Origin of the sequence: Streptomyces sp. NPDC056160 (assembly GCF_042268205.1) — a bacterium.
GTDB lineage: Bacteria > Actinomycetota > Actinomycetes > Streptomycetales > Streptomycetaceae > Streptomyces.
The window spans coordinates 36,031-58,077 of sequence record NZ_JBHJUW010000041.1; the positions used below are offsets into that span (position 1 = coordinate 36,031).

21 protein-coding genes are annotated in these 22,047 nt (G+C 70.3%); 9 read left to right on the top strand and 12 right to left on the bottom strand.

Annotated features, from left to right (window positions below):
* The first annotated feature begins 35 nt into the window (after window positions 1-35).
* The 7 genes from ACFC02_RS17450 to ACFC02_RS17480 all read left to right on the top strand — a co-directional run bounded on the left by ACFC02_RS17450 (window position 36) and on the right by ACFC02_RS17480 (window position 8,889).
* On the top strand, window positions 36-1,292 hold the full coding sequence (locus tag ACFC02_RS17450) for an MFS transporter (protein WP_376357419.1): 1,257 nt from the start codon (window positions 36-38) through the stop codon (window positions 1,290-1,292).
* Window positions 1,293-1,428: 136 nt separating this feature from the next.
* Window positions 1,429-3,507: a restriction endonuclease gene (locus tag ACFC02_RS17455; protein ID WP_376357421.1), complete on the top strand. Its 2,079-nt coding sequence runs from the start codon at window positions 1,429-1,431 to the stop codon at window positions 3,505-3,507.
* A gap of 121 nt (window positions 3,508-3,628) precedes the next feature.
* A complete protein-coding gene (locus tag ACFC02_RS17460; protein WP_376357423.1) occupies window positions 3,629-4,078 on the top strand; it encodes a hypothetical protein in 450 nt (149 codons plus the stop codon).
* A gap of 169 nt (window positions 4,079-4,247) precedes the next feature.
* Window positions 4,248-5,234, top strand: coding sequence for a hypothetical protein (locus ACFC02_RS17465; protein ID WP_376357425.1), 987 nt, complete (start codon window positions 4,248-4,250; stop codon window positions 5,232-5,234).
* The gene (locus ACFC02_RS17470; RefSeq protein ID WP_376357426.1) at window positions 5,227-5,658 is read left to right on the top strand and encodes a hypothetical protein; all 432 of its coding nucleotides are present in this window, start codon (window positions 5,227-5,229) and stop codon (window positions 5,656-5,658) included. The genes ACFC02_RS17465 and ACFC02_RS17470 overlap by 8 nt, the downstream gene beginning before the upstream one ends.
* Before the next feature lie 560 nt (window positions 5,659-6,218).
* The gene (locus ACFC02_RS17475) at window positions 6,219-7,811 is read left to right on the top strand and encodes an FAD-binding oxidoreductase (RefSeq protein ID WP_376357428.1); all 1,593 of its coding nucleotides are present in this window, start codon (window positions 6,219-6,221) and stop codon (window positions 7,809-7,811) included.
* Window positions 7,812-8,406: 595 nt separating this feature from the next.
* On the top strand, window positions 8,407-8,889 hold the full coding sequence (locus ACFC02_RS17480) for a DUF5994 family protein (RefSeq protein ID WP_376357430.1): 483 nt from the start codon (window positions 8,407-8,409) through the stop codon (window positions 8,887-8,889).
* A 2-nt stretch (window positions 8,890-8,891) separates the two neighbouring features.
* On the opposite strand, the gene ACFC02_RS17485 is transcribed toward ACFC02_RS17480, so the two are convergent.
* From ACFC02_RS17485 to ACFC02_RS17540, 12 genes are all read right to left on the bottom strand, one after another.
* Window positions 8,892-10,085 (bottom strand): PP2C family protein-serine/threonine phosphatase, encoded by a 1,194-nt coding sequence (locus ACFC02_RS17485; RefSeq protein WP_376357469.1) that lies wholly within the window; start codon window positions 10,083-10,085, stop codon window positions 8,892-8,894.
* Window positions 10,086-10,224: 139 nt separating this feature from the next.
* Complete coding sequence (locus tag ACFC02_RS17490) at window positions 10,225-10,737, bottom strand: DUF5994 family protein (protein WP_376357432.1); 513 nt, start codon at window positions 10,735-10,737, stop codon at window positions 10,225-10,227.
* Between the two features lie 253 nt (window positions 10,738-10,990).
* Entirely contained in the window at window positions 10,991-11,965 is a 975-nt protein-coding gene (locus ACFC02_RS17495; RefSeq protein ID WP_376357434.1) for an STAS domain-containing protein, read from the bottom strand.
* A 458-nt stretch (window positions 11,966-12,423) separates the two neighbouring features.
* The gene (locus ACFC02_RS17500; RefSeq protein WP_200420772.1) at window positions 12,424-12,843 is read right to left on the bottom strand and encodes a hypothetical protein; all 420 of its coding nucleotides are present in this window, start codon (window positions 12,841-12,843) and stop codon (window positions 12,424-12,426) included.
* Window positions 12,840-13,454, bottom strand: coding sequence for a DUF433 domain-containing protein (locus tag ACFC02_RS17505; RefSeq protein WP_200420771.1), 615 nt, complete (start codon window positions 13,452-13,454; stop codon window positions 12,840-12,842). The genes ACFC02_RS17500 and ACFC02_RS17505 overlap by 4 nt, the downstream gene beginning before the upstream one ends.
* Before the next feature lie 221 nt (window positions 13,455-13,675).
* Window positions 13,676-14,719: a serine hydrolase domain-containing protein gene (locus tag ACFC02_RS17510; protein WP_376357437.1), complete on the bottom strand. Its 1,044-nt coding sequence runs from the start codon at window positions 14,717-14,719 to the stop codon at window positions 13,676-13,678.
* A gap of 92 nt (window positions 14,720-14,811) precedes the next feature.
* Window positions 14,812-15,900, bottom strand: coding sequence for a glycosyltransferase family 4 protein (locus tag ACFC02_RS17515; RefSeq protein WP_200421083.1), 1,089 nt, complete (start codon window positions 15,898-15,900; stop codon window positions 14,812-14,814).
* Window positions 15,901-15,923: 23 nt separating this feature from the next.
* Window positions 15,924-16,460: a deoxycytidine triphosphate deaminase gene (locus ACFC02_RS17520; RefSeq protein ID WP_376357439.1), complete on the bottom strand. Its 537-nt coding sequence runs from the start codon at window positions 16,458-16,460 to the stop codon at window positions 15,924-15,926.
* Window positions 16,457-16,996 carry a dCTP deaminase gene (gene dcd, locus ACFC02_RS17525; protein WP_376357441.1) on the bottom strand — a complete coding sequence of 180 codons (540 nt, stop codon included), beginning with the start codon at window positions 16,994-16,996 and terminating at the stop codon, window positions 16,457-16,459. Before dcd ends, ACFC02_RS17520 begins: the two co-directional genes overlap by 4 nt.
* Window positions 16,996-18,231: a metallophosphoesterase gene (locus tag ACFC02_RS17530; protein WP_376357443.1), complete on the bottom strand. Its 1,236-nt coding sequence runs from the start codon at window positions 18,229-18,231 to the stop codon at window positions 16,996-16,998. Before ACFC02_RS17530 ends, dcd begins: the two co-directional genes overlap by 1 nt.
* The gene (locus ACFC02_RS17535; RefSeq protein ID WP_376357445.1) at window positions 18,228-19,547 is read right to left on the bottom strand and encodes a UDP-N-acetylglucosamine 1-carboxyvinyltransferase; all 1,320 of its coding nucleotides are present in this window, start codon (window positions 19,545-19,547) and stop codon (window positions 18,228-18,230) included. Before ACFC02_RS17535 ends, ACFC02_RS17530 begins: the two co-directional genes overlap by 4 nt.
* A 2-nt stretch (window positions 19,548-19,549) precedes the next feature.
* On the bottom strand, window positions 19,550-19,987 hold the full coding sequence (locus ACFC02_RS17540; RefSeq protein WP_376357447.1) for an ATP-binding protein: 438 nt from the start codon (window positions 19,985-19,987) through the stop codon (window positions 19,550-19,552).
* A gap of 175 nt (window positions 19,988-20,162) precedes the next feature.
* Between ACFC02_RS17540 and ACFC02_RS17545 the strand changes: the two genes are divergently transcribed.
* The gene (locus ACFC02_RS17545) at window positions 20,163-21,434 is read left to right on the top strand and encodes a helix-turn-helix domain-containing protein (RefSeq protein ID WP_376357449.1); all 1,272 of its coding nucleotides are present in this window, start codon (window positions 20,163-20,165) and stop codon (window positions 21,432-21,434) included.
* Window positions 21,431-21,985, top strand: coding sequence for a flavoprotein (locus ACFC02_RS17550; RefSeq protein WP_376357451.1), 555 nt, complete (start codon window positions 21,431-21,433; stop codon window positions 21,983-21,985). Before ACFC02_RS17545 ends, ACFC02_RS17550 begins: the two co-directional genes overlap by 4 nt.
* Window positions 21,986-22,047 lie beyond the last annotated feature (62 nt).

The window sequence follows — 22,047 nt, forward strand, 5'->3', positions numbered from 1 at the left end:
ACGAGCGCCCGCGCCCCCGGCCCAGACTCCGGCGCATGCGCAGCTACCAGGACCTGTTCCGCACCCCCGAGTTCACCCCGCTCTTCCTCTCCGCCGCCGCCCAGACCGCCGCCCAGACGATGAGCGGCCTGGCGCTGGGCACCCTCGTCTACCGGGCCACCGACTCACCGCTGCTGTCCGCGGTGAGCATGTTCGGCTCCTCCCTCGCGCAGGTGCTGGGCGCCACCCTGTTCCTGTCGGGCTCCGACCGGCTGCCGCCGCGCAGCGCCCTGACGGGCCTCTCGCTCGCCTTCGCGGCCGGCACGGCGGTGCTCGCGCTGCCCGGCCTGCCGCTCTGGGCCGTCTTCGCGGTCGTCCTCGTCCAGGGCCTCGTCGCCTCGCTCGGCGGCGGCGTCCGCTGGGGCCTGCTGAACGAGATCCTCGCGTCCGGCGGCAACGACGGCTACCTGCTGGGGCGTTCGCTGTTCAACATGATGAGCGGCGTCATGCAGATCACCGGGTACGGGATCGGCGGCGCCCTGGTCGCGCTGGTCTCCCCGCGCCCGTCGCTGCTGCTGTCGGCCGCGCTGTACGCGCTGGCGGCCGCGGCCGCCCGCCTCGGCCTGAGCCCGCGCCCGCCGCGCGCCGCGGGCCGCCCGTCCGTCGCGGCGACCTGGCGCACCAACGGCCGCCTGTGGTCGGACCGCCCGCGCCGCCTGACCTACCTGGGCCTGTGGCTGCCCAACGGCCTGGTGGTCGGCTGCGAGGCGCTGTACGTGTCCTACGCCCCCGGCGCGGCGGGCACCCTCTTCGCCTGCGCGGCCCTCGGCATGCTCGCCGGTGACCTCACGGTGGGCCGGCTGCTGCCGCCCGTCCCGCGCCGCCGGGCCGCCACGCCCCTGCTGCTGCTCCTGGCGGGGCCGTACCTGCTCTTCGCCCTGCACCCGCCCGTCCCGGTCGCCGCCTGCCTGGTGGCGCTCGCCTCGGTCGGGTTCGGCGCGAGCCTGGTCCAGCAGGAGCGGCTGATGGCCCTGACCCCGGCAAAACTGAGCGGCCACGCCCTCGGCCTGCACTCGGCGGGCATGCTGACCCTCCAGGGGGTGAGCGCGTCCCTGGCGGGCGCGGTCGCCCAGGTCACCTCACCGGCGGCGGCGATGACGGCACTGGCGGCGGCGTCGGCCGCCGTGACCCTCACGCTGGCGGCGGCCGCCCGGCGCACCCGCACGGTGGCGGGGGCGGAAGCGGGGGAGACGGGAGAGGCGGGGGACGCGGGGGGCACGGGGGAGCGGCCCCGTCCGGCCCCGGCCCCCTGACCGCGGCAGAAGGACTCCCCGTACCGCGGGATGGCTCGCCCTGCCGCGGGATAGAGTCGCCTGATGAACCGGCCGTGGGGGCGGCCGGTGACGCGTGGCGGTGCCGGGTCGGGCGCCGGGGAGGGGGCCTTCGGGCATGAGTCGTCGCTCTACTGGTTTGGCCGGTGTCTGGGCCGAGGCGCAGCGGCAGCAGCAGCGCCAGCGGGAGGCCGACGACAGACGGCGCCGCGAACAGACCCGGCAGGCGCAGGCCTACCAGCGCCGGGCCGCCCAGGACCACCGGCAGTACCGGCAGGCCGAGGCCCGGCGGCGTACCGACGAACTGGACGCACAGGTCGCGGCGTTGCAGGGCCTGCTGGGCGCGGGCTGCCGCGGGCCCGTCTTCACGGCCGCCTCGCTGCTGCGCGCCGAGGAGGTGGCGCCCTTCGCCCCGGGCCCGCTCGCGCAGCCCGTACCCATGCCGCAACCCCACCAGTACCAGGCGCAGGGCGGCTGGACCGCGGGCCGGCGAGCCCAGGCGGAGGCCGAGGCGCGCGCCAGGTTCGAGCAGGACTGGTACGCCGCCCAGGCCGCGGAGGCCCGCCGTCAGCAGCAACTGGAGGCCTACCGGCGGGAGTACGAGCAGTGGGCCGAAGCCCAGCTCGCCCAGGTGCGCCGGCACAACGCGGGCGTCGCCGAGATCACGGAGGGCGTACGGCGCCGTGACCCGGACTCCGTGGTCGAGTACTTCTCCGCCGCGCTCTACGCGTCGACGGCCTGGCCGGAAGGCTTCCCCCGGCAGCTCTCGGCGGCCTACGACGCCCCGGCGGGCCAGCTGGTCCTGGACTGGGAGCTGCCCGGCTACGACGTCGTCCCCGCGGTGAAGTCCGTCCGCTACGTCGCCGCCTCGGACGAGGACAAGGAGAGCGCGCGCCCGGTGACCCAGTGCCGGGCGCTGTACCGGGAGGTCGTCGCCCAGTGCGTGCTGCTGGTGCTGCACGAACTCTTCGCGGCGGACGCGTTCGGCGCGCTGGAGTCCGTGGCGCTGAACGGCTTCGTGGACGCCCACGACCCGGCGACGGGCCGGCAGGGGCACATCCCGCTGGCGACCGTGATGGCGCCGCGGTCGACGTTCGGCGGGCTGCACCTGGAGCAGGTGGACCCGGTCAGCTGCCTGACCGACGCGCTCAGGGGCCAGCTGACGGCCCGGCCCGACCAGCTCACTGCCGTACGCCCCGGCAGGCGGCCGGAGGACGTCGGCGACGGCGGCCGGGTCGTCACCCACGGCGGCGAGGGCGACGACGAGCCGGACCTGTACACGATGGACCCGATCGCCTTCGAGTCCCTGGTCGCCGACCTGTTCCGCGCGATGGGGATGCAGGCCGTGACGACCCAGCGCTCGGGCGACGGCGGGGTGGACGTCGACGCGCTGGACCCCGCCCCGATCAGGGGCGGCAAGATCGTGGTCCAGGTGAAGCGCTACCGCAACACCGTGCCGCCCACGGCCGTGCGCGACCTGTACGGCACCGTCCAGGACCAGGGTGCCAACAAGGGCGTCCTGGTGACGACGTCGAAGTTCGGCCCCGGCTCGCACACGTTCGCGGGCGGCAAGCCGCTCGAACTGGTCTCCGGCACGGAACTCGTCGACCTGCTCCACCGGCACGGCCTGCGCGGCAGACTGGGCGACCGCCGCCCGTCCCCGGCCCCGGTGCGGCCCGCCCCGGCCCGCACCCCCGCCGCCCCGGCGCCCGACGACTACAACATCCTGGGCATGTCCTGGTCCGGAGCCGTCGCGCTGGACGTGTGCGCGCTCGTCTGCCGCGGCGACCGGGTGCTCGACGACGACCACTTCGTCTTCTACAACAACCCGCAGACTCCGGACGGCTCGGTCGGCGCGGTCGCGGCCACGCCCCCGGACAAGGCGGCCCTGCGGGTCTCCTTCGACGCGCTCCCGGCCCACTGCGACCGGCTCGTCCTGGTCGCCGCGGTCGACCCGGAGGCGGACCCGGACGCCGACCTCTCCGGCTTCACCGACGCCTGCGTCCGGCTCCTCGACCCGGCCCTGACGGAACTGGGCCGCCTGGAGGTCTCCGACGGCCGCCCCGGCGAGACCGCCCTGGTCCTCGGCTCCTTCCGCCGCCGGGCCAACGACGACTGGGACTTCGTCCTGGGCGGCAAGGGCTACCCGGGAGGCCTGGTGGAACTGGTGGAGGACCACGGCATAGAGGTGGAGTGACCCCTCTCCCTGTCCTTCTCCCTCTCCCTGTCCCGGACTCACCCGTACGGCGGCCTCCCGCTGGTGGGACGCCCTGCCGCTGCACACGGTGGACGCATCCGACCGCAGGGAGGACGACATCATGACGCAGCATGCGCAGACTCCGGGTCCCCCGCCCCGGGACCCCGCCGCCGACCGGGGCAGGACGAGCTCCTGGGCGGCGGGCGGAACGGTGTTCGCCGGGGTGGTGCTGCTGGTGAACGGCCTGCTGGACATCCTCAAGGGCATCTCGGCCATCGCGTCCGACGCCATCTACGCGCGCGTGGGCGACTACGTCTACCGCTTCAACCTCACGGCCTGGGGCTGGGTCCTCGTGGTCGTGGGAGTGATCGCCGTGGCCACCGGCCTCGGCCTCCTCATGGACGCGCTGTGGGCCCGCGTGCTGGGCGTCTTCATGGCCTCCGTCAGCCTCATCGCCAACTTCCTCTGGCTCCCCTACCAACCCCTGTGGGCGATCATCTCCATCGGCCTGGCCGCATGGGTGATCTGGGCGCTCACGGCCCACCGGGCGTCCCGCGCCGCCGGGTGGTGAGCCGACCGCCCACCGGCGCCCCCGTGGGTGCCCGTCGCACCGCCTCCGCTCCGGAGCTTCGACGGACGCGGAGGCGTCGGCCAGGGCACAATGTGAAGGTATGACCCTGCGGGACCGTGCGGGGCCGTGCGGGACCATGGGGGGCGCCATGGGGCGCCAAGGGGGGACAGTGCCGTTCTTCATACCGGTCGTGCTCATCGGTGTCGGAATGGCGACCGGTGGCAGCGGGGTCGCTCTCGGCGGCAAAGGCGCCCACGACCTCAAGCGTTCGAGGGGCCGGCTCAAGGACGCGGCCCAGGCCTACGAGCGGCGCCTGGCCCGGTCCGGGGACGCACTGGCAGCTACGAACACTGCCCTCAAGGCACTGCGGGAGCAGCAGAAGCAGGCGTTCGCCGATGTCGTCCTGCGCATGGTCGACTTCCTGCGGCGCCACGAGCGACAGGTGCGCGAGAGCGAGCGACTGCTCGTGGAGGGCATCGACGCCACCACGACCGAGATCCCCGGGCTCCGCGGCCTCGACGTCGACGCGGTGGCATGGATCGGCGGGGCTCTGGGATCCGCGGCGGCGGGAGCGGGCGCGGGCGCCGGGATCACGGCGGCAGCGAGCAGCTTCGGAATCGCGAGCACCGGAGCGGCGATCTCGGGCTTGTCGGGTGCCGCGGCCGAGAGCGCGACCCTCGCCTTCCTGGGCGGCGGGTCGCTCGCATCGGGCGGCGGCGGGATGGCGCTGGGAGCCACGGTGCTCAACTTCGTCACCGTCGGTCCCGCGCTGCTCGTCGGCGGGCTGGTTCTCAAGGGCCAGGGAACGAAGGCGCTCACCCGGGCAAGGGAGTACGAGGCGAAGACCGCCGTGGCGATCGCCGAACTCGACGAGACGGACGCCCGCCTGAAGGGCGTCGGCGCCCGCGCGGCGGAGTTGCGTGAGCTCCTCACGGCCCTCACCTCCCGGGCGCTCGCAGCGCTGGAGCTCCTGGAGTCCGAGCCGTTCGACCCACCGAGGCACGCCGTCCGCTTCCAACGCGCCATGGCACTGGCCATGGCGGTCCGCGACGTGGCGGTGGCTCCGATCGTCGACGCCGAGGGCGGGCTGGACGAGCGCAGCGCGAACCTCACCATCAGATACACGCCCCTGACCGAGGAGATCCGAGATGCCTGAACAACCCAGGGTGCGCGTGGGGAAGGTCGTCAGCGCGGCCAAGGGCTCGGTCCGGGCGATGGACGGCTTCGACGCACTGAACCGGCTGGTCGAAGCCACCCGTGAGTGCATCCACATCCACGAGGTGGAGAGCACCAAGCGATCCCGCCTGGAGGCCTACGAAGCCACGGAGACCGCACGGATCAGGGCCGCCGAAGCCGTCCTCAAGGAGTACTTCGCACAGGCATTCGCGGAACGGCGCAGCATCTACGAGGAGATGTTCGCCCGGCTGGACCGGGCACTCGACGAGGGCAACGGCGAAGTGCTGAACACCGTCGTACGGGGAATCGTCGACATCGCCAAGAGCTCGCCGCTCGCGGACATCGGAGACCTCTCTCAGGTCCGGGCGGCACTGGACGACCCCGATCAGGTATGGGAACTCTGACCGCAGTGCGTCCGCAGGCGGCACCGCCGCCGGGACACGAGCCGTTGCGGCGGTGGCACCGGGTGGTACCGGGCGGCGAAGACCTACAGCGGCGACGCCACCACACCTGAGCGGCACCCGCTGTACCTCGACTGCTCAGCCCCGCGACGAGGGGCCGGTCCGGGCTCGTGGGCGATGGGCGCCGACGCGGCCACACCGGCCGGACGACGGCGGACCTCGCAGTCGTGTCGGCGCGGCCCTCGGTTTGAGAACCGCGCGGCCTCCCCATCCTCCGGACGTTCGGAGAACCGTCAGCGCCTTCGCCGAGTAACGCATGGTGAGGGCAGTGACGGCACGTCCGTCGCAGCGGCGAAGGCGCGTTGATCACATTCGGTTCCGGTGGGCGGGCGATGACTGCTCGGGTGTGTGTCTGAGCTGTTTGGCGGTGCGTCTCTCGTCCCTTCGTGTGGTCGCCCCGGTGGGGGGCCCGTGCGGCGGGGTGACACCGGTCGACGATCAAGGCGCTGGATTCGACGGGATCGCAGGAGGAGCCTGCGACCGCTGCGTGAGGGTAGGTCACCGTGATCGACAGGCGGAACGTGCTGCGGGCAGGCGCGTTGGGCAGCGTGGGTGCGGCGCTGGGGCTTCAGGCACCGGGGAGTACGGCTGCGGCGGCCGAGGCAGCAGGACCGGTTGACGCCCGGGACTGGAAGCGGTTGGCCGATGCGCTGTCCCCCGGCGCCACCCTCTACCGGCCGTACAGCTCCGAATACGTGTCGCTGGCCGTACCGTTCAACCACAGGTACGCCGGAATCCTGCCGGCCGGCATCGTCGCCTGCGCGACTGCCGGGGACGTGTCAGCGGCGATCTGCTGGGCTCGCTCGGTAGGGCTGCCCGTCGTACCGCGCTCCGGGCTGGGACACAACTACGCCGGGTATTCGACCACCAGGGGCCTGCTGCTGAACATGGCCCGCATGAAGAGCATCGTCTCCACCCCGGCACCGGGCGGCGCCCACTCGCGGGTCTACGGGCCGATGAAGGTCGTGCACGACGCCGGTACCGTCACCGTGGGGGCCGGCGTCACCAATGGCGACCTGCATCCGATGCTGGAGGACCACGGCATGTTCGTGCCGACCGGTCGTTGCCCCAGTGTCGGGGTCGCAGGCCTGGTGCTGGGCGGCGGCATCGGCTTCAGCGACAAGATGTTCGGCCTGACCTGCGACCGGCTCGTGTCCACGACAGTCGTGCTCGCCGACGGACGCGTGGTCGAGGCCGGCAAGGACACGCATCCCGACTTGTTCTGGGCCTGCCGCGGCGGTGCCGGCAACAACTTCGGCGTCAACACCTCATTCACGTTCCAGTACGAGCAGTTCGAGGGCACCGTGGGCTTCTACCAGCTCCGCTGGAGCCTGGACTCCGTACTGCCGGTGGTCGCCGCCGCGCAGCACATCGCGCAGGCCACCGTTGGCGACAGGCGGTTCCATCTGCGCCTGGGCATCGGTACCAACGGGACGACCAGGACCCAGATCCGTGCGAACGCCAACGTCAACGCCATCGGCCAGTTCTACGGCACCGTCCAGGAACTGCGTGCCATCCTCGCCCCGCTGCTCAGGATCGGCACGTCCGAGGAACGCGCCTCCAACCGCGCGTCCGTTCGTCAGGTCACCCCCGGTGAGGCGAGCGAACTGCTGAGCGCCACCACGCCGATCGAACGCTTCGCCACCAAATCGGCGATCCTGGACGCCCGCTCCGTCCTGACCGACCGGCAGGTCGGTGCGGCAGCCGAGCGCCTGCTGGAGTGGCCTGGCAGCGGCAACGAGGACGGAGCCGGGTTCGCGATGTTCGCCCTCGGCGGTGAGATCAACCAGGTGCCGCCGAACGCCACCGCGTTCGTACACCGGGACGACCTCTTCGTCTTCGCCGCCGAGACCTCGTGGGCAGACTCCGACCTCCCCAGCGTCGCCGAAGCCAACCTCCACTGGCTCAGGCAGTTCTACGACGACATCTTCGCCGAAAAGTCGCCCGAGCAGGCGTACCAGAACTTCCCCGACCCCACACTGGAGAACTGGCGGGAGGCGTACTACGGCTCGAACTATCCCCGCCTGGTCCACGTGAAGCGGAAGTACGACCCGACCGGCTTCTTCGACTACGCGCAAGCGATCGGCACGAATTGAGCCCGAGCGGCGCGCCGGGGAGAGATCACCGGCCCCCACTCGTCGCAGCCGGCCTCGCCAGCCGCGGCCTCTGCCCCGGCCACCAGGTCCGGCATCGCCGCGGCATCCTGTACGACGACAAGCCCAAGACCCGCCGCCGCGCCCTCCCGCTGTCCGCAGGGGCCACCCGATCGAGCCGCGCGGCCTCCACGCCCTTCCACCCGCGCCGCCCAGCCCGCAGGCCTCCGCGTCGTCCGCCGGCGCCGATGCCGGTAGCAGATGCCAAAGGCCCCGGACCATGATCGGTCCGGGGCTTTTCGCCTGGTGTGCCCCCGGCAGGATTCGAACCTGCGACACCCGCTTTAGGAGTTTTCCCTGGAAAGGGCTGTGACCTGCGGAAACAGCAGCCAAATGCGTCTGAACTGGGGAAACACCCCCCTGTAGTTCTCACGTGTTCACGGGGTTTCCCGGTCTCATGTGTGCCGAATCCGTTCTGGCCAGCTGGCTGCCCGGGACAGGGCGAATCTTGAAAATCGGCCCCGTGGCACGAGGAGTAGCGTGTAAAAGGCGAGGCGAGTCCCGTGATCGCGCCGATTCCCGAAGACGGGTGATCCTTATGACCGGCTCCGATGCACGGCCTGTTTCCCGGCATCTGCCCAGCGGTGTTCACGAGGCCGTGCAGCCGGGATGTGCGCTGCTCAGGCTGGAGACCACGGAGTCGCGCGAAGGCGTCCTCGACGGTGCGTGGTGGCCGCGGTCGCGCGACATCGCCGCCGAGCTGCCCGCGCTGCTGAGCGCCCTCACCGGTCATCTCGGCCCCGTCACGCGCGTCGGGCTGGACACCACGGCCTGGAAAGGGCTTCCGACGCGGATCGTCGTCGACGACCGGGTGGTGCACATCGACTCCTTTCCGCTGGGCGACGACACCGTGCTGATCACCCGAGGTGACCAGGACATCTTCTCGCTGCTGGTGGTTCCGCCGGACACAGCGCCCGAGGCCGCCCGTGCCGCGATGGCTCAGGCCGTCCGGGCCGACAACGTCACCCAGGCGAATCAGATACTCATCGACACAGGAAGCGCGCAGGTGCCGCCGGAGTGAGGTCAGCCGCGCCACTCCACCAGGAGCAGCGTCGCGTCATCCGTGGTGTGTCCGCCCCGCGCCCGCTTGAGCGTGTGGGACAGGGACCGTGCCACCGCCCGGATTCCGCGGCCGGTTCTCTCCAACTGGTTCACCCAGTCGATCATCAGGTCCTCCCCGAACTCGTCCTCCCCGGTCTTGTGCTCCTCGATCAGTCCGTCCGTGAAGCAGAGGAGGCGGTCCCCCGGCTCCAGCTTCATCTCGCTCGTCTGCGGCTGCGGACCCCCGAAGCCGACAGGGAGGGTTGTCGGACCGGTCAGCCGGAGTGTGACGCGGTGATCACGGACGAGCATCGGTGACGGGTGCCCGGCGTTGACCCACTGAAGATGCCCCGTCGTGGTGTCCAGCTGCAGCATTTGCGCGGTGACGAAGTGCTCGGGGCCGAACTGGTCCGCCACAGCGCGGTCCATGAAGGCGTAGATCTCCGGCAGCCCGGTGCCGGCGCGGCGGGCGTGGCGGTAGGCGCCGATGGCCACGGTCGCCATCGTGGCCGCGTCCAGTCCGTGCCCCATCGCGTCGATCATGGCCACATGGAGGACATCTTCGTTGAGGGCGTAGTCGAAGCTGTCACCCGCCACGTCATAGGCGGGTTCCAGGATCCCGGCCACGGCGACCCGAGGCATGATCATCGCCAGCGGTGGCAGCAGGGCCCACTGGATCTCGGCGGCGACGCTCATCGGTTCGCGGCGTCGGACACCGAAGAAGAGGTCGGAGTAGCCGTGCTTGGTCACCAGTAGGTCGGCCACCAGGCCGGCGAGCCTGCGCAGCATGCGGCGGTCCTGGTCATCGACGCCGTCCAACGTCACTGCCATGACTCCGACCTGATCGCCGCCGTCCAGCAGCGGCAGCAGGATTCGCACGCCGTCGTCCTCGGGCAGCTCGACGGGGTGAGCGTCGAGAAAGCAGCGGCCCGCCTCGGAGTCGTCGATCACCTGCGGTTCCCCGTCCGTGAGGCCGCCGCCGGGCAGGGGGACGAGCAGCAGTTGGCCGTAGTCCTGCAGCAGCACCTGCGGCCGGCGACCCCCGAGCCGCTCCACCACGTCAGCGACCAATGGCCCGATGAGATGGGGCGGCAGTTCATGCGCGCGATCGAGGACCTCTCCCAGCAGAGCTTCCCCGAAGCTCTCGGAGCGGTCCGCGCGCTGTCCGGCCGTCATCCCCTCACCCGCCATGATCCGAGCCGATCGGAGCGGCGGGCTGGGACGGTGCAGGGTCTGCCAGTGTCATCGCTCCATCGACGGGTCGTAGATGCCCCGGGACTGGCCCCGTCACCCGGGTCCGTCCGGATCGGGCCTCTCACCTGAGTCCGGACCCTCCTTCCGACTCCCATGTGTCTTGTCCGTCGAGGCCGCTCTCGACGAGTGCCAGCAGGCGCGGAGCCGACAGTGGGTTCCCGGCGTCGGCGGCAGCGGTCAGCAGCCGGGTGGCGGCTCCGGCCGGCTCGTCCGGGGGGATCACCAGCAGTTCCCAGCGTCCCACGGTGCCGCAGTCCACGGTGATGGCATGCACCTCGGCGGCAAGATCGGTCAGGACCACCTCGATCACATGGCCGGGCGCCATCACCTCCTGCGGGGCATCGGGCCAGGTGGCGGTCCCCACGGTGACGCGGGTGACGGTGCCGATGCTCGGATCCAAGGAGCCGACCAGCGCGGGCAGCTCCAGTTCCAGTGCGTCGCAGCGCGGCCACCATGCCCCGTCCAGCGGGCCATGACTGACGTCCGGCGTGAGGCGCAGCCGGGGCAAGGGCATCCGGTAGGAGTGTCCGTCACCTGGCGCCGTACCTTCGGCGGGCTTTGTGATGGCGTTCATCGTGCGATCCCGTTCCAGGCGGCTTCAGGCTGCCCGTGTCTGTCACTCGCCGGGAACGGCGCCGCCGTGGTCGTGCGCCCGAAAAGCTCTCGGTATCTGTCAGGCTACTCCCGGCCGTGGCGGGCGGCGTGGTGCGCAGCCATCGCGCGGAGAGGCAGACAGCCACCGCGTGGAGACACGTCCGTACGGCGGACGACGGGTGCCGTGACCGCCCCGGCCGGTACGACCGTCGGCTCATCGCTCCTCTGCCACATCATCGGCGTGCCAAGGGCACCCCTTCGACAGGCAGGGTCAACACGCAAGGGGCGACAGGGCCAGGCAGCCCGACGACCTCACCCATGCTCTGCCAGCCCCAGGACCAGAAGGCGGCTTGTCCTGCCTGGTCGGCAGGATGCAGCAGGGTGACCCCGAGGGAGGAGTGCAGGTCTGTGAGCAGACGGTGTTGCAGGCGGCGGGCGATATCGCGGTGCTGAGCGTGCGGATGGGCCACGACCTGGGTGAGGACGACGAACCGTGCGCGGGAGGTGAGCCGCTGGATGATCTCCTGGAGCGTTCCGTCGAACCCCCCGCGACCGGAGCCGTCAGAGCCCACCGGAAAACCGAAGGCGCAACCGACTAGCACCGTCGTCTCGGCGACCAGCAGGGCGAAGCCGGGGCGGTGGGCAGTGACCGCCAAGCGGTGCAGGAAGTCTCCGCGGTCGTGGTACGCCTCGCCAGCGGTGCCCGCGACGGACTCCGCAGCCAGGTCCGCGATGTCCTCGCGCATACCTTCGGCCTGCCAGCGGGTCAGCCGGCGAAGCCGGATCCCGTCCTTGAGGACCGGCTGATCCGGCCGACGAGCGGGGTCATCGAGCGCCCGCGGCACGGTACTCGTGAGGTCACCGGGCGCGGCGGGCGGCACGGGACTCACGGGGGCCGTAAGGAGCAGCGAAGTCGATCCGGTCGCATCGAGGAGCCGGGTGATCTGCGCGCACGGATGGTGCAGCCGCAGGCGAGCGTGGACCCGGCCGGCGCGCCGTGATGCCGACAGGAGGACGTCCAAGCCCCTGGCGTCGCAGGACCGGACCGTGGTCAGGTCGATATCGATCACGGTGACGCCGTCCAGCAGACACTGCTCCACTGCGGCCCGCAGCAGCGGCGTCGTGGTCGGCCCGATGTCACCGGCAAGCGTGACGAGCGTCCGCTCTCCTCGGTTCCGCCGATGGATGTCCAGCCGGGAAAAGGTCATCACGCCTCCCCTCGGCGGGGTTGCGGACCTGCACGGGTGCTCAGCGCGGCCCCTGCCATGATGAGCTTGCGCGGAGTTGCTCCGACCGCGGCGGACATGATGCCGACCCGTCTCCGCGCCGACCACTGGGGCGGCCCGGGGTTCGTCTCTCGCCGAGGACGACCCGGCGGGGCAGCCGGAGTGCGTAATGCCCTCGGTACTTCAACCGTACGTCGGCCGCAACCGGAAGCGGCTGCGGCGACGGGCGCGCGGCACGGTAGGTGCCGCATCACCTCACGGGCCGTCCCCCGGTCCGGGCTCTTTGGCGAGTACGAGCGCGTGGGTCCGCGCCAGGCCCGGCTTGCGAAGGCCACCTTCGGCGTTGCCCTCCACCCCTATGACGTGGTGAACCGAACGCCCTGCCGTCAGGCGGCCTGACGCGCGGGCGGACTTGCCCCGACGACAGGGCGTCTGAAGGATCAGGTCTTGAGGCGGCTGACTGTGACGCGCTGGCCCTTCAGCAGGGGCAGGTTGCGCACGTGGAAGGCGTGGGCGCCCGTGACGTTGCTTATCTCGTCCAGGATATGCGGCATGGCCGCGAGGTAGGCGGCCGTGGAGTTCACGATGTACAGCAGGCCGTCCGCGTCCGGTTGACGATGGCCGATCCAGTGGAGGCCGGTCTCTATGAGTGCGTCGCGCTCGTCCCGGTTCGACAGCTGGTTGCGGTCCTGCGTCATGATCGCGTCGAAGCCGCGATCACTGACTGCGTGTATGAGTTCTGTGTCCATCACCCCGGACAGCCCCTCGTCGTGGGCGGTGCGGAACTCGTGATGGAAGAAGACTGTACTCAGAGGGGGCAGGATGGCCGGCGTCTCGTTCTCGTCAAGGAAGAACCTCATGCGGCGCGACCGCCGATCTGCACGACCTCCTGGTGGAAGTCTGCTGCGTCTGCCGCTCCGGACACTTCGACGGTCGGGTAGAAACGATGTACTTCGGCAGGCGCGACGCCTCCGGCGACCAATTTGGCGACAGCGTCGTACGGTACGCGTGTCCCTTGGATGGTCGGCCATCCTCCGAGCCGGTTCTCCTTGACCTCCAGGTGTGGCCGAGGACGGCGAAAGTCTGCGACCGAGCGTCCTTGCATGTTTTCGAAGGGCGCGAAGACGTTGGCCAAGCTGTAGATCACCTCTTGACCGGGCCGGCGGACAAGGTCGATGGCCCGTTCCTCCTGTATGAGGAAGACTGAATCCCCTTCAGTGACAAGCTTGTAGGCCGCCGGGTGCTCGGTCAGGTCCCACTTGCGCAGCTGATCCATCGCCTTCCTGATGCGCTGCAGGGGCAGCTTGCTACGCAGGTATACGAACGTGCGCAGTGCCACCACATCTCGGAATGAGTAGCGGACCGGGTTGTCCTGCACTTCCGGTTCCAGCAAGTGGGTACGTCGCCAGCTGTGCAACTGCGCGACCGAGGCGCCGCTGAGCGCCGCTGTGAGGTCTACGGGGAAGCTCATGATTCACCCCCTCTCGCGAGCTTCTCGGCGACGATTGAATCGCGCTTCAGCGACGCGAGCATCCCACAGACTCACTCTGCCCCCAGGCGTAGCCCGAATGCCGGAATAGTAGTTGCTTGCGAGGCGTCCGTCAGCGGGTACGACCGTGCCGGCGGCTCCCGCAGCTGGAGGGGCTTCTCGGATCGGTGTCTGGGCTAGAACCCGGCCCCTCGTCCAGTTCCCTACATGAAGGCGAGTGCGCGGAATGCGTTGCGGACATCGGTCAGTGGCGCGCGGTCGCGGGTGTAGTAGAGCTTGTTGGTCAGGAGTACCGCCCACCGGCCCCGAGCAGGCGAGATCCACATCCCTGTGCCGGTGAAGCCGTAGTGGACCCACACGTCCTCTTCCACGGACGTGCCAGGGGCGGGGTGCCAGAACAGTCCACGGGCCGGCTGGAGTCCGCCGGTCTGAATGGTGAGTGAGCATGCGGTCCACGCGGTCGTGAAGCCTGCGCTGGTGCGGGACGTGGAGCCGTCAAGCATGTAGCGGAGGAATGCGGCGAGGTCGTCCAGGACGGTGAAGACGCCGGCGATACCGCAGACACCGCCCAGAAGGCGTGCGGAGAAGTCGTGGGCCGTTCCCTTCAGGTGGGTGTCGGTGTCCTGGTCGAGTTCGGTCGGTGCGCAGCGGGCGGCGATTTCGGCGGGCAGGGGGCCGAAGCAGGTGGAGGTCATGCCCAGTGAGTGCCAGGTGCGGGCGGTGGCCAGTTGGTCCAAGAGGTGGCCGGAGAGGTGTTCGGCGAGGTAGCCAAGGATGAGGGCGGCGCGGTCGGTGTACTCGACGGCTTCGCCGGGTGACCGGTGGAGTGGCTCGTGCAGTACCCCGCGGCGGATGTGGTCCGGGTTGGTGCCGTAGAGGTTCTTCAGCTGGGCTCGCAGTGGGACGCCGGCGGTGTGCGTCAGCAGCTGCCGGGCGGTGACGGCTCCGAGCGGGCGGCCGGTGACCTCCTGCCAGAAGCTGCCGAGCGGCTGGTCGAGGTCGAGGGTGCCGTCGTCCCACAGGGCGCCGATGGAGGACCAGACGGCGAGGATCTTGGTGAGGCTGGCGGCGTCGAAGACGGTGTCGGTGCGCATCGGCACGTCCGGCTCGTCGGGGTCGAGGACGCCGGTGGTGCCCTGGGCGAGGGTGCCGGTGGCGTCGCCGACGGCCCACACGGCGCCGGGATACACCTTGTCGCGGACTCCCTCGTCGAGCAGGGCTTTGATGCGGTCGCGGTCGTACGTCATGGTCTCCCTTTTCGCCGGGACATCCCGTCGATCAGCGTAGTGACGTTGGTGGAGCGGTTCGGGTAGTGACGTGTCAGGCCATCGGAAGCAGTTCAAGAGAGCTGGCGACCAAGGTCGGTCAATGACCGTGCGGTCGCCGAGAGGGGGTAGCGTGCCGCATTCGTATACCCCGCCTGCCGCAGGGCGGCCTGCAGGCCCGGGTAGGTGCGCAGTCGGTTGAGGTCACGCGTCAGCGCCGCAGAGTGAGTGAAGTCGGTGGCCATGCCGGATGCGGCGAGGGCTTCGTTGAGGCCGGGTACGGGCTGGTAGAGGACGGGTAGTCCGCATGCCTGGGCTTCCAGCGCGACCAGTCCCATGGCTTCCAAGGTGGTGGACGGCACGACCAGTACGTCGTGTTCGGCGAAGGCTTTCCACAGCTGTGGGCGGCGGAGCCAGCCGAGGTAGCGGGCTCGTACGCCGGCTCGTTGCAGCAGTGGGGCCAGTGCGTGGAATTGGGCTCTGGGCGCCGCGACGCTCAGCTCGACACCGGGCACCGGAGCCAGACTCTTGACCAGAACTTCGGCGCCCTTTTCGGCGGTCAGGCGTCCTGCGTACAGGAGCCGTAGGTGGCTGGTGGTGGCGCGCGCAGGCCGGGCGGGCGGTTCGGTGAGCAGGTGGTCGGGGATGCCCCAGGGGATGTGGGTGATCTTGCGGCGTTCGATCTGCGGGGCGAGCTTGAGGAGGCGGTCGGCCATCGCGTTGGTCGGGACCACGATGGCGTCGGCGGCCCTGGCTGTTTCGCGCAGCACCTGGAGCTGGTCTCGGGTGGTCTCGGCGAAGAGCAGGTCCGTGCCGTGGACGAGGGCGATCCGGGGATGCGTGGGCAGAGCGCGGATGAGGGCAGGAGTGGCGCCGAATGCGAGGTGCTGCAAGTGGAGGACGCCGATCTGTGTGGGATCGAGCGTGGCTGTAAGCGCTCTGCGCAGGGTGGCGACGTAGCGGCTGAAGGCCGTTCCTTCCAGGCATTTACCTGCTACGGGGAGCACGTTGAGTCCGGCGGGTGGACGGGGAGAGTGACCAGGCGGTGCGAGCATGAAGGCGCGGGCCGGGATGAGGGGTTGCTGTCCGGTGTAGAGGTCGAGGAAGAGTTCGACGCTGCCGCCGGGGCTTCCGACGGGGAGGTCCAGGAAGGTGGCGGCCATCGGGCCGGTGGCCGAGCGAGCGTTCACCGCGCTCCTCCGTCGATCTCCTCGTAGAGGCGCGAGATGTCGATGCCTTCCGTGGACGCGTACTTGGCAGGCTGCTGCTGGTAACTGGCCGGGGCGCCGAAGGTGGTGAGGAAGACGAGCTTGCCGAAGGTCATGCCCGGATACACGCGCACCGGTCGGGCGGCGCGGATCTCCAGCGTCCAGCGGATCGCATGGCCCTGGTGTCCGAGCGGAGCCGACACGTGAACCCAGATGCCCAGGGAGCCGGTGCTGCGGTCGCCGTTCAGCAGCTGCGCGTACGTCTCCGAACCAGTCCGCTCCAGCGTGATGCCGAGGTAGAGCATGTCAGGGCGCAGCACGAGGCCGGTGTCGGGGATGGGCTGCTCGGTGAAGGCGGTGGGGGTTGCGGCGTCGAGGTTGCCGTGGCAGACGCGGATCGTGCCACCGAGCCGCCAGTCGTAGGCGTTGGGGGAGAGGCGGCTGGGCTCGTACGGGTCGATGGTGATCTCGCCGGCCTGGACGGCGGCGGCGATGGCGGGGCCGGTGAGGATCACGATGCCACCACCCGGAGTCGGGCGAGGTCTCGCCAGTAGGCGGAGGGTTGCGGACCTGCGGCGGCCTGGTACTTGCCGCGGTAGAGGTCCACGGCGCCGGTGGAGACGAAGAACATGATCTGCCCGATCTTCATGCCGGCGTACACGCGCAGCGGTCGGATCGGGGTGAGCATGAGCGTCCACTGGCCGTGGAACCCGATGTCGCCGATGGGTGCGGTGATCTCGACGAACAGGCCGAGGCGGCCGACGGAGGAGCGGCCGAACAGCAGCGGCACGAAGGTGTCGGAGCCGACCTCTTCGAGGGTGTGGCCGAGGTAGAGCTCGCCTGGCTGGAGGACGTGCCCGTCCGGGCCGATGGTGGTTTCGCGGGTGGGGTTGGGCCGGTGGGCGTCCAGGATCGTGCTCGTGTACTTGATCAGGGTGGGGCCCAGACGCACGTTGTAGCTGTTGGGGTTGACCTGGTCGGCGGCGAACGGGGTGATGCGGAGGCGGCCGTCGTGAGCGGCAGCGGTGATCTCCGGGCCGGTGAGGATCATTACCTGCCTCCTTCCGCGGTGTCGGGAGCGGTGAGGATGTGCTGGACGGCCTGGTCCAGACGAAGGCCGGCCTCGTGCGTGCGCTCGCCGAGGTAGGTCTCGGCGAGGTAGTCGGTGGTCAGGACGGTGGTGATGGTGTCCGGCAAGGGATCGGGGGCGGTGACGAGCGGGCCGGTCTGGGTGGACAGCTGTGACAGCCAGCCGGGGAGGTCGCCGCGTGCCGGCTCAGGTACGTGGGCGTGCACGAGCTGGTTGGCGAACGGTTCGATGGAGAGCAGGTCGCCTTGGGTGAGGGTGTCGCCGAGTGGTACGGCGCGTAGTGCCGTCTCGTTGAGGATGACCGCGTCTGCGCCGAGTGCCGTACGCAGGCGGGCGGTGAGGTCCAGGAGCAGGCTGCGCCGGTCGAGGGACTGGTGACGGTAGGCCGGTCTGATCGGGCCGAGGACGTCGGCCAGCTGTTGCTTGACGTCTTCGATGCGTGAGCGCAGATCCGCAAGCTGCGTGGGAACGACGCTCGGGGCCCGATCGGGGAAGGATGTGGTGCCCGCGCCCCATCCCGTGCCCACGGGCGTGGCGATCGCGTATCCGTCGGCGAGTTCCCGGCCCTTGACGACCAGGGTGCCGTCGACTCGGACCGGCCCGTACTGATCGCTGTGGCAGTGCCCGGCGAAGACCACGTCGAGCAAGGGACAGGCCGCCGCGAGTTTCCGGTCCTCATCGAAGCCGGAGTGGCTGAGCAGGACCCAGCTGTCCACCTCGTGGTGGTGGGCGAGCATCAGCTCGCGGAGGGCCTGGACGGGATCAGTGACGCAGTGGCCGGCTCGCTGGGCGGCTGGGATCGAGTGGAAGGCTTGCCGGCCGATCACAGCGGTTACGCCGACGCGTCGTCCATCGATGTTGGCGATGTACAGGCGGTGGAAGAGTGCGTCGCCGGTGTTGGCGTCGACGGCGTTGGCGCAAACAGTGCGCCGGTGAAGGTCGGGTTCGAAGTGGTGGGGCCAGCCGTGGTTGCCAGGGGCCAGCACGTCGTACAACTCGAGCAGGATCTCCCGCTCGATGGTGCCGCGAGCGAGGCGGTAGTACCCGCTGCCTTCGAAGAAGTCGCCGCAGTCCACGATGAGCGAGGTCGGGCGCAGCGCGTGAAGGTGGGTCAGGAACGGCGCGGCGTTGTCGAAGGCGGAGTGGACGTCGGTCGTGGCAATGATCTGGCGGAGTTTGCGGCCGTCGGTGGTCATGGGGTGACCTCGCAGATGTCGGCACCCAGGGTGCGCAGCTTGCCGGGCAGGTCGGCGTGGCCGCGGCGCAGCTGGTCGAGGCCGCCGATGGTGGTGACGCCTTGGGCGGTGAGGCCGGTGATCATAAGGGCGGAACCGGTGCGGATGTCGGTGGCTTCGACGCCCGCGCCCGTCAGCTGCTGGGGCCCGGTCAGGCGGCATTCGGTGGGGGAGATCTCCTCGATCTCGGCGCCCAGGCGGGCCAGCTGCGGCAGCAGGTTGCCGTGGCGGCCGGGATTGATGGCGTCGGCGAACAGATGCGTGCCGGGCAGTCCGAGGGCGAGTGCCATGAGCGGTGGTTCGAAGTCGGCGTCCAGGCCGGCCGGGCTCAGTGAGGCGATGGCCCGCAGGGGACGACCAGTGGGGGCTGCCTCTTGTGCGCGGACGGTAAGGCCGTCAGGCTGCGCGTCTGCAGGGATGCCGAGCTGATGAAGGGCAGCCACGAACGGGCCTACGTGCCTGCCCTGCACGCCGTCGATACGGGCGGTACCGCGCGTCGCTGCGATCGCGCAGGCCAGCGTGGCTGCCTCGATCTTGTCTCCGGGCACTGTCCAGGCAGCGGGGGCAGTCGGCGGCGAGGCGGGCGGTGAGAGAGTGAGTACATGCTCGTCGGCGCGCGTCTCCCAGCCCACCGAACTCAGGGCGTCGAGCACGCTCAGGACTTCGGGCGAGAGGTTTGGCTGACCCAGCCGTAAAGGTCGGCCGGTTGTGAGGGCGCGTAGTGTCGCGGCCACGGTCGCACCGCGGGAGCGGAAGGGCAACGCGATGGAGACGGTGCCCGTATTAGGGGTAAGGGCCTCGATGCCATATCCGGAACTGTCCTGCCGGCTCCGGTCGCCGAACGCCTCGTACACCTTGAAGTGCAGATCCATCCCGCGCGCACCGATCCGGCAGCCACCTGGCCAGGGCAGCCGCGCCTGGCCGTAACGCGCGAGCAGGGCGGGGACGAGGTAGTACGAGGCTCGGATGTGGGCTGCCTGCGCCAGATCGGGCAGTCCCCGAGATGACTCCGTCGGCAGGATCACATAGATGGTCGGTTCGCCGACGGGCTGCGTGACATGCCAGCCCGCCTGTTGCAGCAGAGTGAGCATGATCTGGACGTCCGTACTGTCCGGGACGTTGCTCAGCCGGACCGGGCGGCTGAGGGCAGCCATGGCGGCCAGGAGTGGCAGAGCGGCGTTCTTGGAGCCGTCAACGCTCACGGTGCCGGCGAGTGACGGCCCGGGGCGTACGGCGATCACCTCGGCGGCCACGCCGGGGGCGTGGGTGGTCGTCATCATCAACTCCTCTGGAGGGGAAGGAAACAGGCGACTTCCTGGCTGGGTTTGCTGGTCAGGTCGATCTCGGCCCAGCAGCGCTTGCCGTCCTTCCTCGGCTCGGCGTGGTACCGGTCGGCGAGAGCGGCGACGAGGAACAGGCCCCGGCCGCCCTCGCTGTCCGCAGCTGGCAGAGCCGGCTGGGGCAGCACCGGGCTCGCGTCGCAGACCTCGATCCGCAGGACGGCCCCGTCTAGACAGACCGTGAGCGAGACCGATCCGGTGCCGGCGTATTGGACCGCGTTCGTGACGAGCTCGCTGACCAGCAGTTCAGCCGTGCGCACCACCTCGGTGGCCAGCTCCGTGTCCCAGCCCGCTATCGCGTCCACGGCCTGGTGCCGGGCCTCGCTCGCTGCGGCGGGCGTCGCGGGCAGGGAAAGAGCGAGCTGGTGCGCTTCCATGAGCGGCCTCCCGGTGTAGGTGGGGCCACACCAAGCAACCAGCCCGTCGCCGGGAGTGGTTAGCTCGTGCGCGGGCGCTGCATGACTTATGCAGGAGCTGCATCACCGCCAACTACGGCTGCCCTATGCTCGATTGAGCAGGCAGGATCGGCGACGGCGGAGGGAGCCGTGGCAGATGGCCGATGCATATGGGGAAGCGAGACGGATCGGAGAACGGATCCGTCGGGCACGGGTGTTACAGCGGCGTTCACAGCACGACGTGGCCGCAGCGCTCGGGTATCACCAGTCCAAGGTGAGCCGTCTGGAGAGCGGTCGCGGCACGGAAGACATCCGCGTACTACGCGCCGTCGCTCAGGAACTGGACATCCCGCCCAACGAGTTGGGCCTCGCTGCCGCTCAGGACGCCTCTGTCGCCGACCCAGAAGCTGATGACATGCACCGCCGCACCTTCCTCGCCGCGAGCATCGCAGCGCTCGCGACCCCGGCCGGCTCTTCCGGCTCGCACACCGCCCTCATCCAGGCACTCCTGCCCGGCCCCGGCCACGCGGGCACCGGTGGCCCACAGGACACGGCCGTCCTGTACGAACGAGTCGGGTCGGCGCTCAGGCTCTTCCACACCTGCGACTACGCGGAGCTGGAGCGCACCCTCCCCGATCTGATCGGTGACCTGCGACTGGCCGCCAGCGAGGCGACGGACAGGGACACGGTGTCCGGGCTCCTGGCCACGGCGTACCAGACCGCGACCAGCCTGCTCCTCAAGCAGCACGATCAGGGCAACGCGTGGCTCGCCGTCGGACGGGCGATGGCCGAAGCCGAACGCTCGGGGAACCCGGTGATCCTCGCCTCCAGCGTCCGTGTTCAGGCCCACGTCCTGGTGCGCGAGAAGCACGCCACTGAAGCCGTCACTCTGGTCAGGCACACCGCCGACCAGCTCACAGGTTCCTACGATCGGCGCTCTCCGAAGTACCTTGCTGCTGTAGGACTGCTGCTCCTGCGCGGTGTGACCGCGGCCAGCAGCCGCGGTGATCGCGCGGCCACGAAGGAATTCCTCACCGAGGCCAAGGAAGTCTCCCGGTACGTCACCCTGGACCGGCCCGACGCTTGGGCCACCTTCAGCCCGACCAATGTCGCCCTGCACGAGCTGAGCGCCCTGGTGGCCTTCGGTGACGCCGGCCTCGCCCTCCAGGCGGCCCGCCCTCTCATGCGTCGGCACATCCCGGTCCCCGAGCGCCGCGCCGCCCTATGGGTGGAGGCGGCTCGTGCCTACAGCCAGCAGGGCCGCCTCGCCGACGGCTACCAGGCCCTGCGCATCGCCGAGACCTGCGCCGCACAGGACATCCGCCGCCCAGATGTCCGCAACCTGGTCGCCGACATGGCCGCCCGTGACCGCCGTCGTACCCTGCCGGAACTGCACCACTTCAGTCGCCAACTGGGAGTCCCCGCGTGACCGAACCGACCGCCCCGGACAAGAAGCCCTTCCTGTACGTCGTCGTGTGCGCGGCCGGTGTCGCCCGTGACGTCGGCAAGCTGATCACCGCTGCCCAGGAGGCGAACTGGGACGTCGGTGTCGTCGCCACACCGCAGGGCCTCGGCTTCATCGACGCGACGGCGGTCGAGGCACAGACCGGCTACCCGATCCGCTCCGCCTGGCGCTCGCCGGGCGACCCTCGCCCGCTGCCGCCGGCGGACGCCATCGCGGTCGCCCCGGCCACCTTCAACACGATCAACAAGTGGGCCGCCGGGATATCCGACACCCTGGCGCTGGGCATCCTGTGCGAGGCGTATGGCATGGGCATCCCGACTGTGGCCCTCCCCTACCTGAACTCCGCCCAGGCCGCCCACCCGGCCTACGAGCAGAGCCTGGAGCGGTTGCGGGGGATGGGCGTCCTGACCGGCTCGTGTGAACCGCACCGGCCGAGAGCCGGTGGCGCTGCGGATCGCTTCCGCTGGGAGGAAGCGCTGGAGTTGCTGGAGCCTCTGGTCAGCACGGTGCAGTGACGCCGTCCTTCGCCGGGGAGGGCCGCAGCGATAACCGTTGACGCCCGTTCAGAGTCTGCGCA

What these genes read in the sequence shown, in the direction of transcription:
- ACFC02_RS17450 (WP_376357419.1), top strand. Translation starts at nt 36, where the DNA reads ATGCGCAGCTACCAGGACCTGTTCCGCACCCCCGAGTTCACCCCGCTC.
- ACFC02_RS17455 (WP_376357421.1), top strand. Translation starts at nt 1,429, where the DNA reads ATGAGTCGTCGCTCTACTGGTTTGGCCGGTGTCTGGGCCGAGGCGCAG.
- ACFC02_RS17460 (WP_376357423.1), top strand. Translation starts at nt 3,629, where the DNA reads ATGACGCAGCATGCGCAGACTCCGGGTCCCCCGCCCCGGGACCCCGCC.
- ACFC02_RS17470 (WP_376357426.1), top strand. Translation starts at nt 5,227, where the DNA reads ATGCCTGAACAACCCAGGGTGCGCGTGGGGAAGGTCGTCAGCGCGGCC.
- ACFC02_RS17480 (WP_376357430.1), top strand. Translation starts at nt 8,407, where the DNA reads ATGACCGGCTCCGATGCACGGCCTGTTTCCCGGCATCTGCCCAGCGGT.
- ACFC02_RS17485 (WP_376357469.1), bottom strand. Translation starts at nt 10,085, where the DNA reads ATGACGGCCGGACAGCGCGCGGACCGCTCCGAGAGCTTCGGGGAAGCT.
- ACFC02_RS17490 (WP_376357432.1), bottom strand. Translation starts at nt 10,737, where the DNA reads ATGAACGCCATCACAAAGCCCGCCGAAGGTACGGCGCCAGGTGACGGA.
- ACFC02_RS17495 (WP_376357434.1), bottom strand. Translation starts at nt 11,965, where the DNA reads ATGACCTTTTCCCGGCTGGACATCCATCGGCGGAACCGAGGAGAGCGG.
- ACFC02_RS17500 (WP_200420772.1), bottom strand. Translation starts at nt 12,843, where the DNA reads ATGAGGTTCTTCCTTGACGAGAACGAGACGCCGGCCATCCTGCCCCCT.
- ACFC02_RS17505 (WP_200420771.1), bottom strand. Translation starts at nt 13,454, where the DNA reads ATGAGCTTCCCCGTAGACCTCACAGCGGCGCTCAGCGGCGCCTCGGTC.
- ACFC02_RS17510 (WP_376357437.1), bottom strand. Translation starts at nt 14,719, where the DNA reads ATGACGTACGACCGCGACCGCATCAAAGCCCTGCTCGACGAGGGAGTC.
- ACFC02_RS17515 (WP_200421083.1), bottom strand. Translation starts at nt 15,900, where the DNA reads ATGGCCGCCACCTTCCTGGACCTCCCCGTCGGAAGCCCCGGCGGCAGC.
- dcd (WP_376357441.1), bottom strand. Translation starts at nt 16,996, where the DNA reads ATGATCCTCACCGGCCCGGAGATCACCGCTGCCGCTCACGACGGCCGC.
- ACFC02_RS17530 (WP_376357443.1), bottom strand. Translation starts at nt 18,231, where the DNA reads ATGACCACCGACGGCCGCAAACTCCGCCAGATCATTGCCACGACCGAC.
- ACFC02_RS17535 (WP_376357445.1), bottom strand. Translation starts at nt 19,547, where the DNA reads ATGACGACCACCCACGCCCCCGGCGTGGCCGCCGAGGTGATCGCCGTA.
- ACFC02_RS17540 (WP_376357447.1), bottom strand. Translation starts at nt 19,987, where the DNA reads ATGGAAGCGCACCAGCTCGCTCTTTCCCTGCCCGCGACGCCCGCCGCA.
- ACFC02_RS17545 (WP_376357449.1), top strand. Translation starts at nt 20,163, where the DNA reads ATGGCCGATGCATATGGGGAAGCGAGACGGATCGGAGAACGGATCCGT.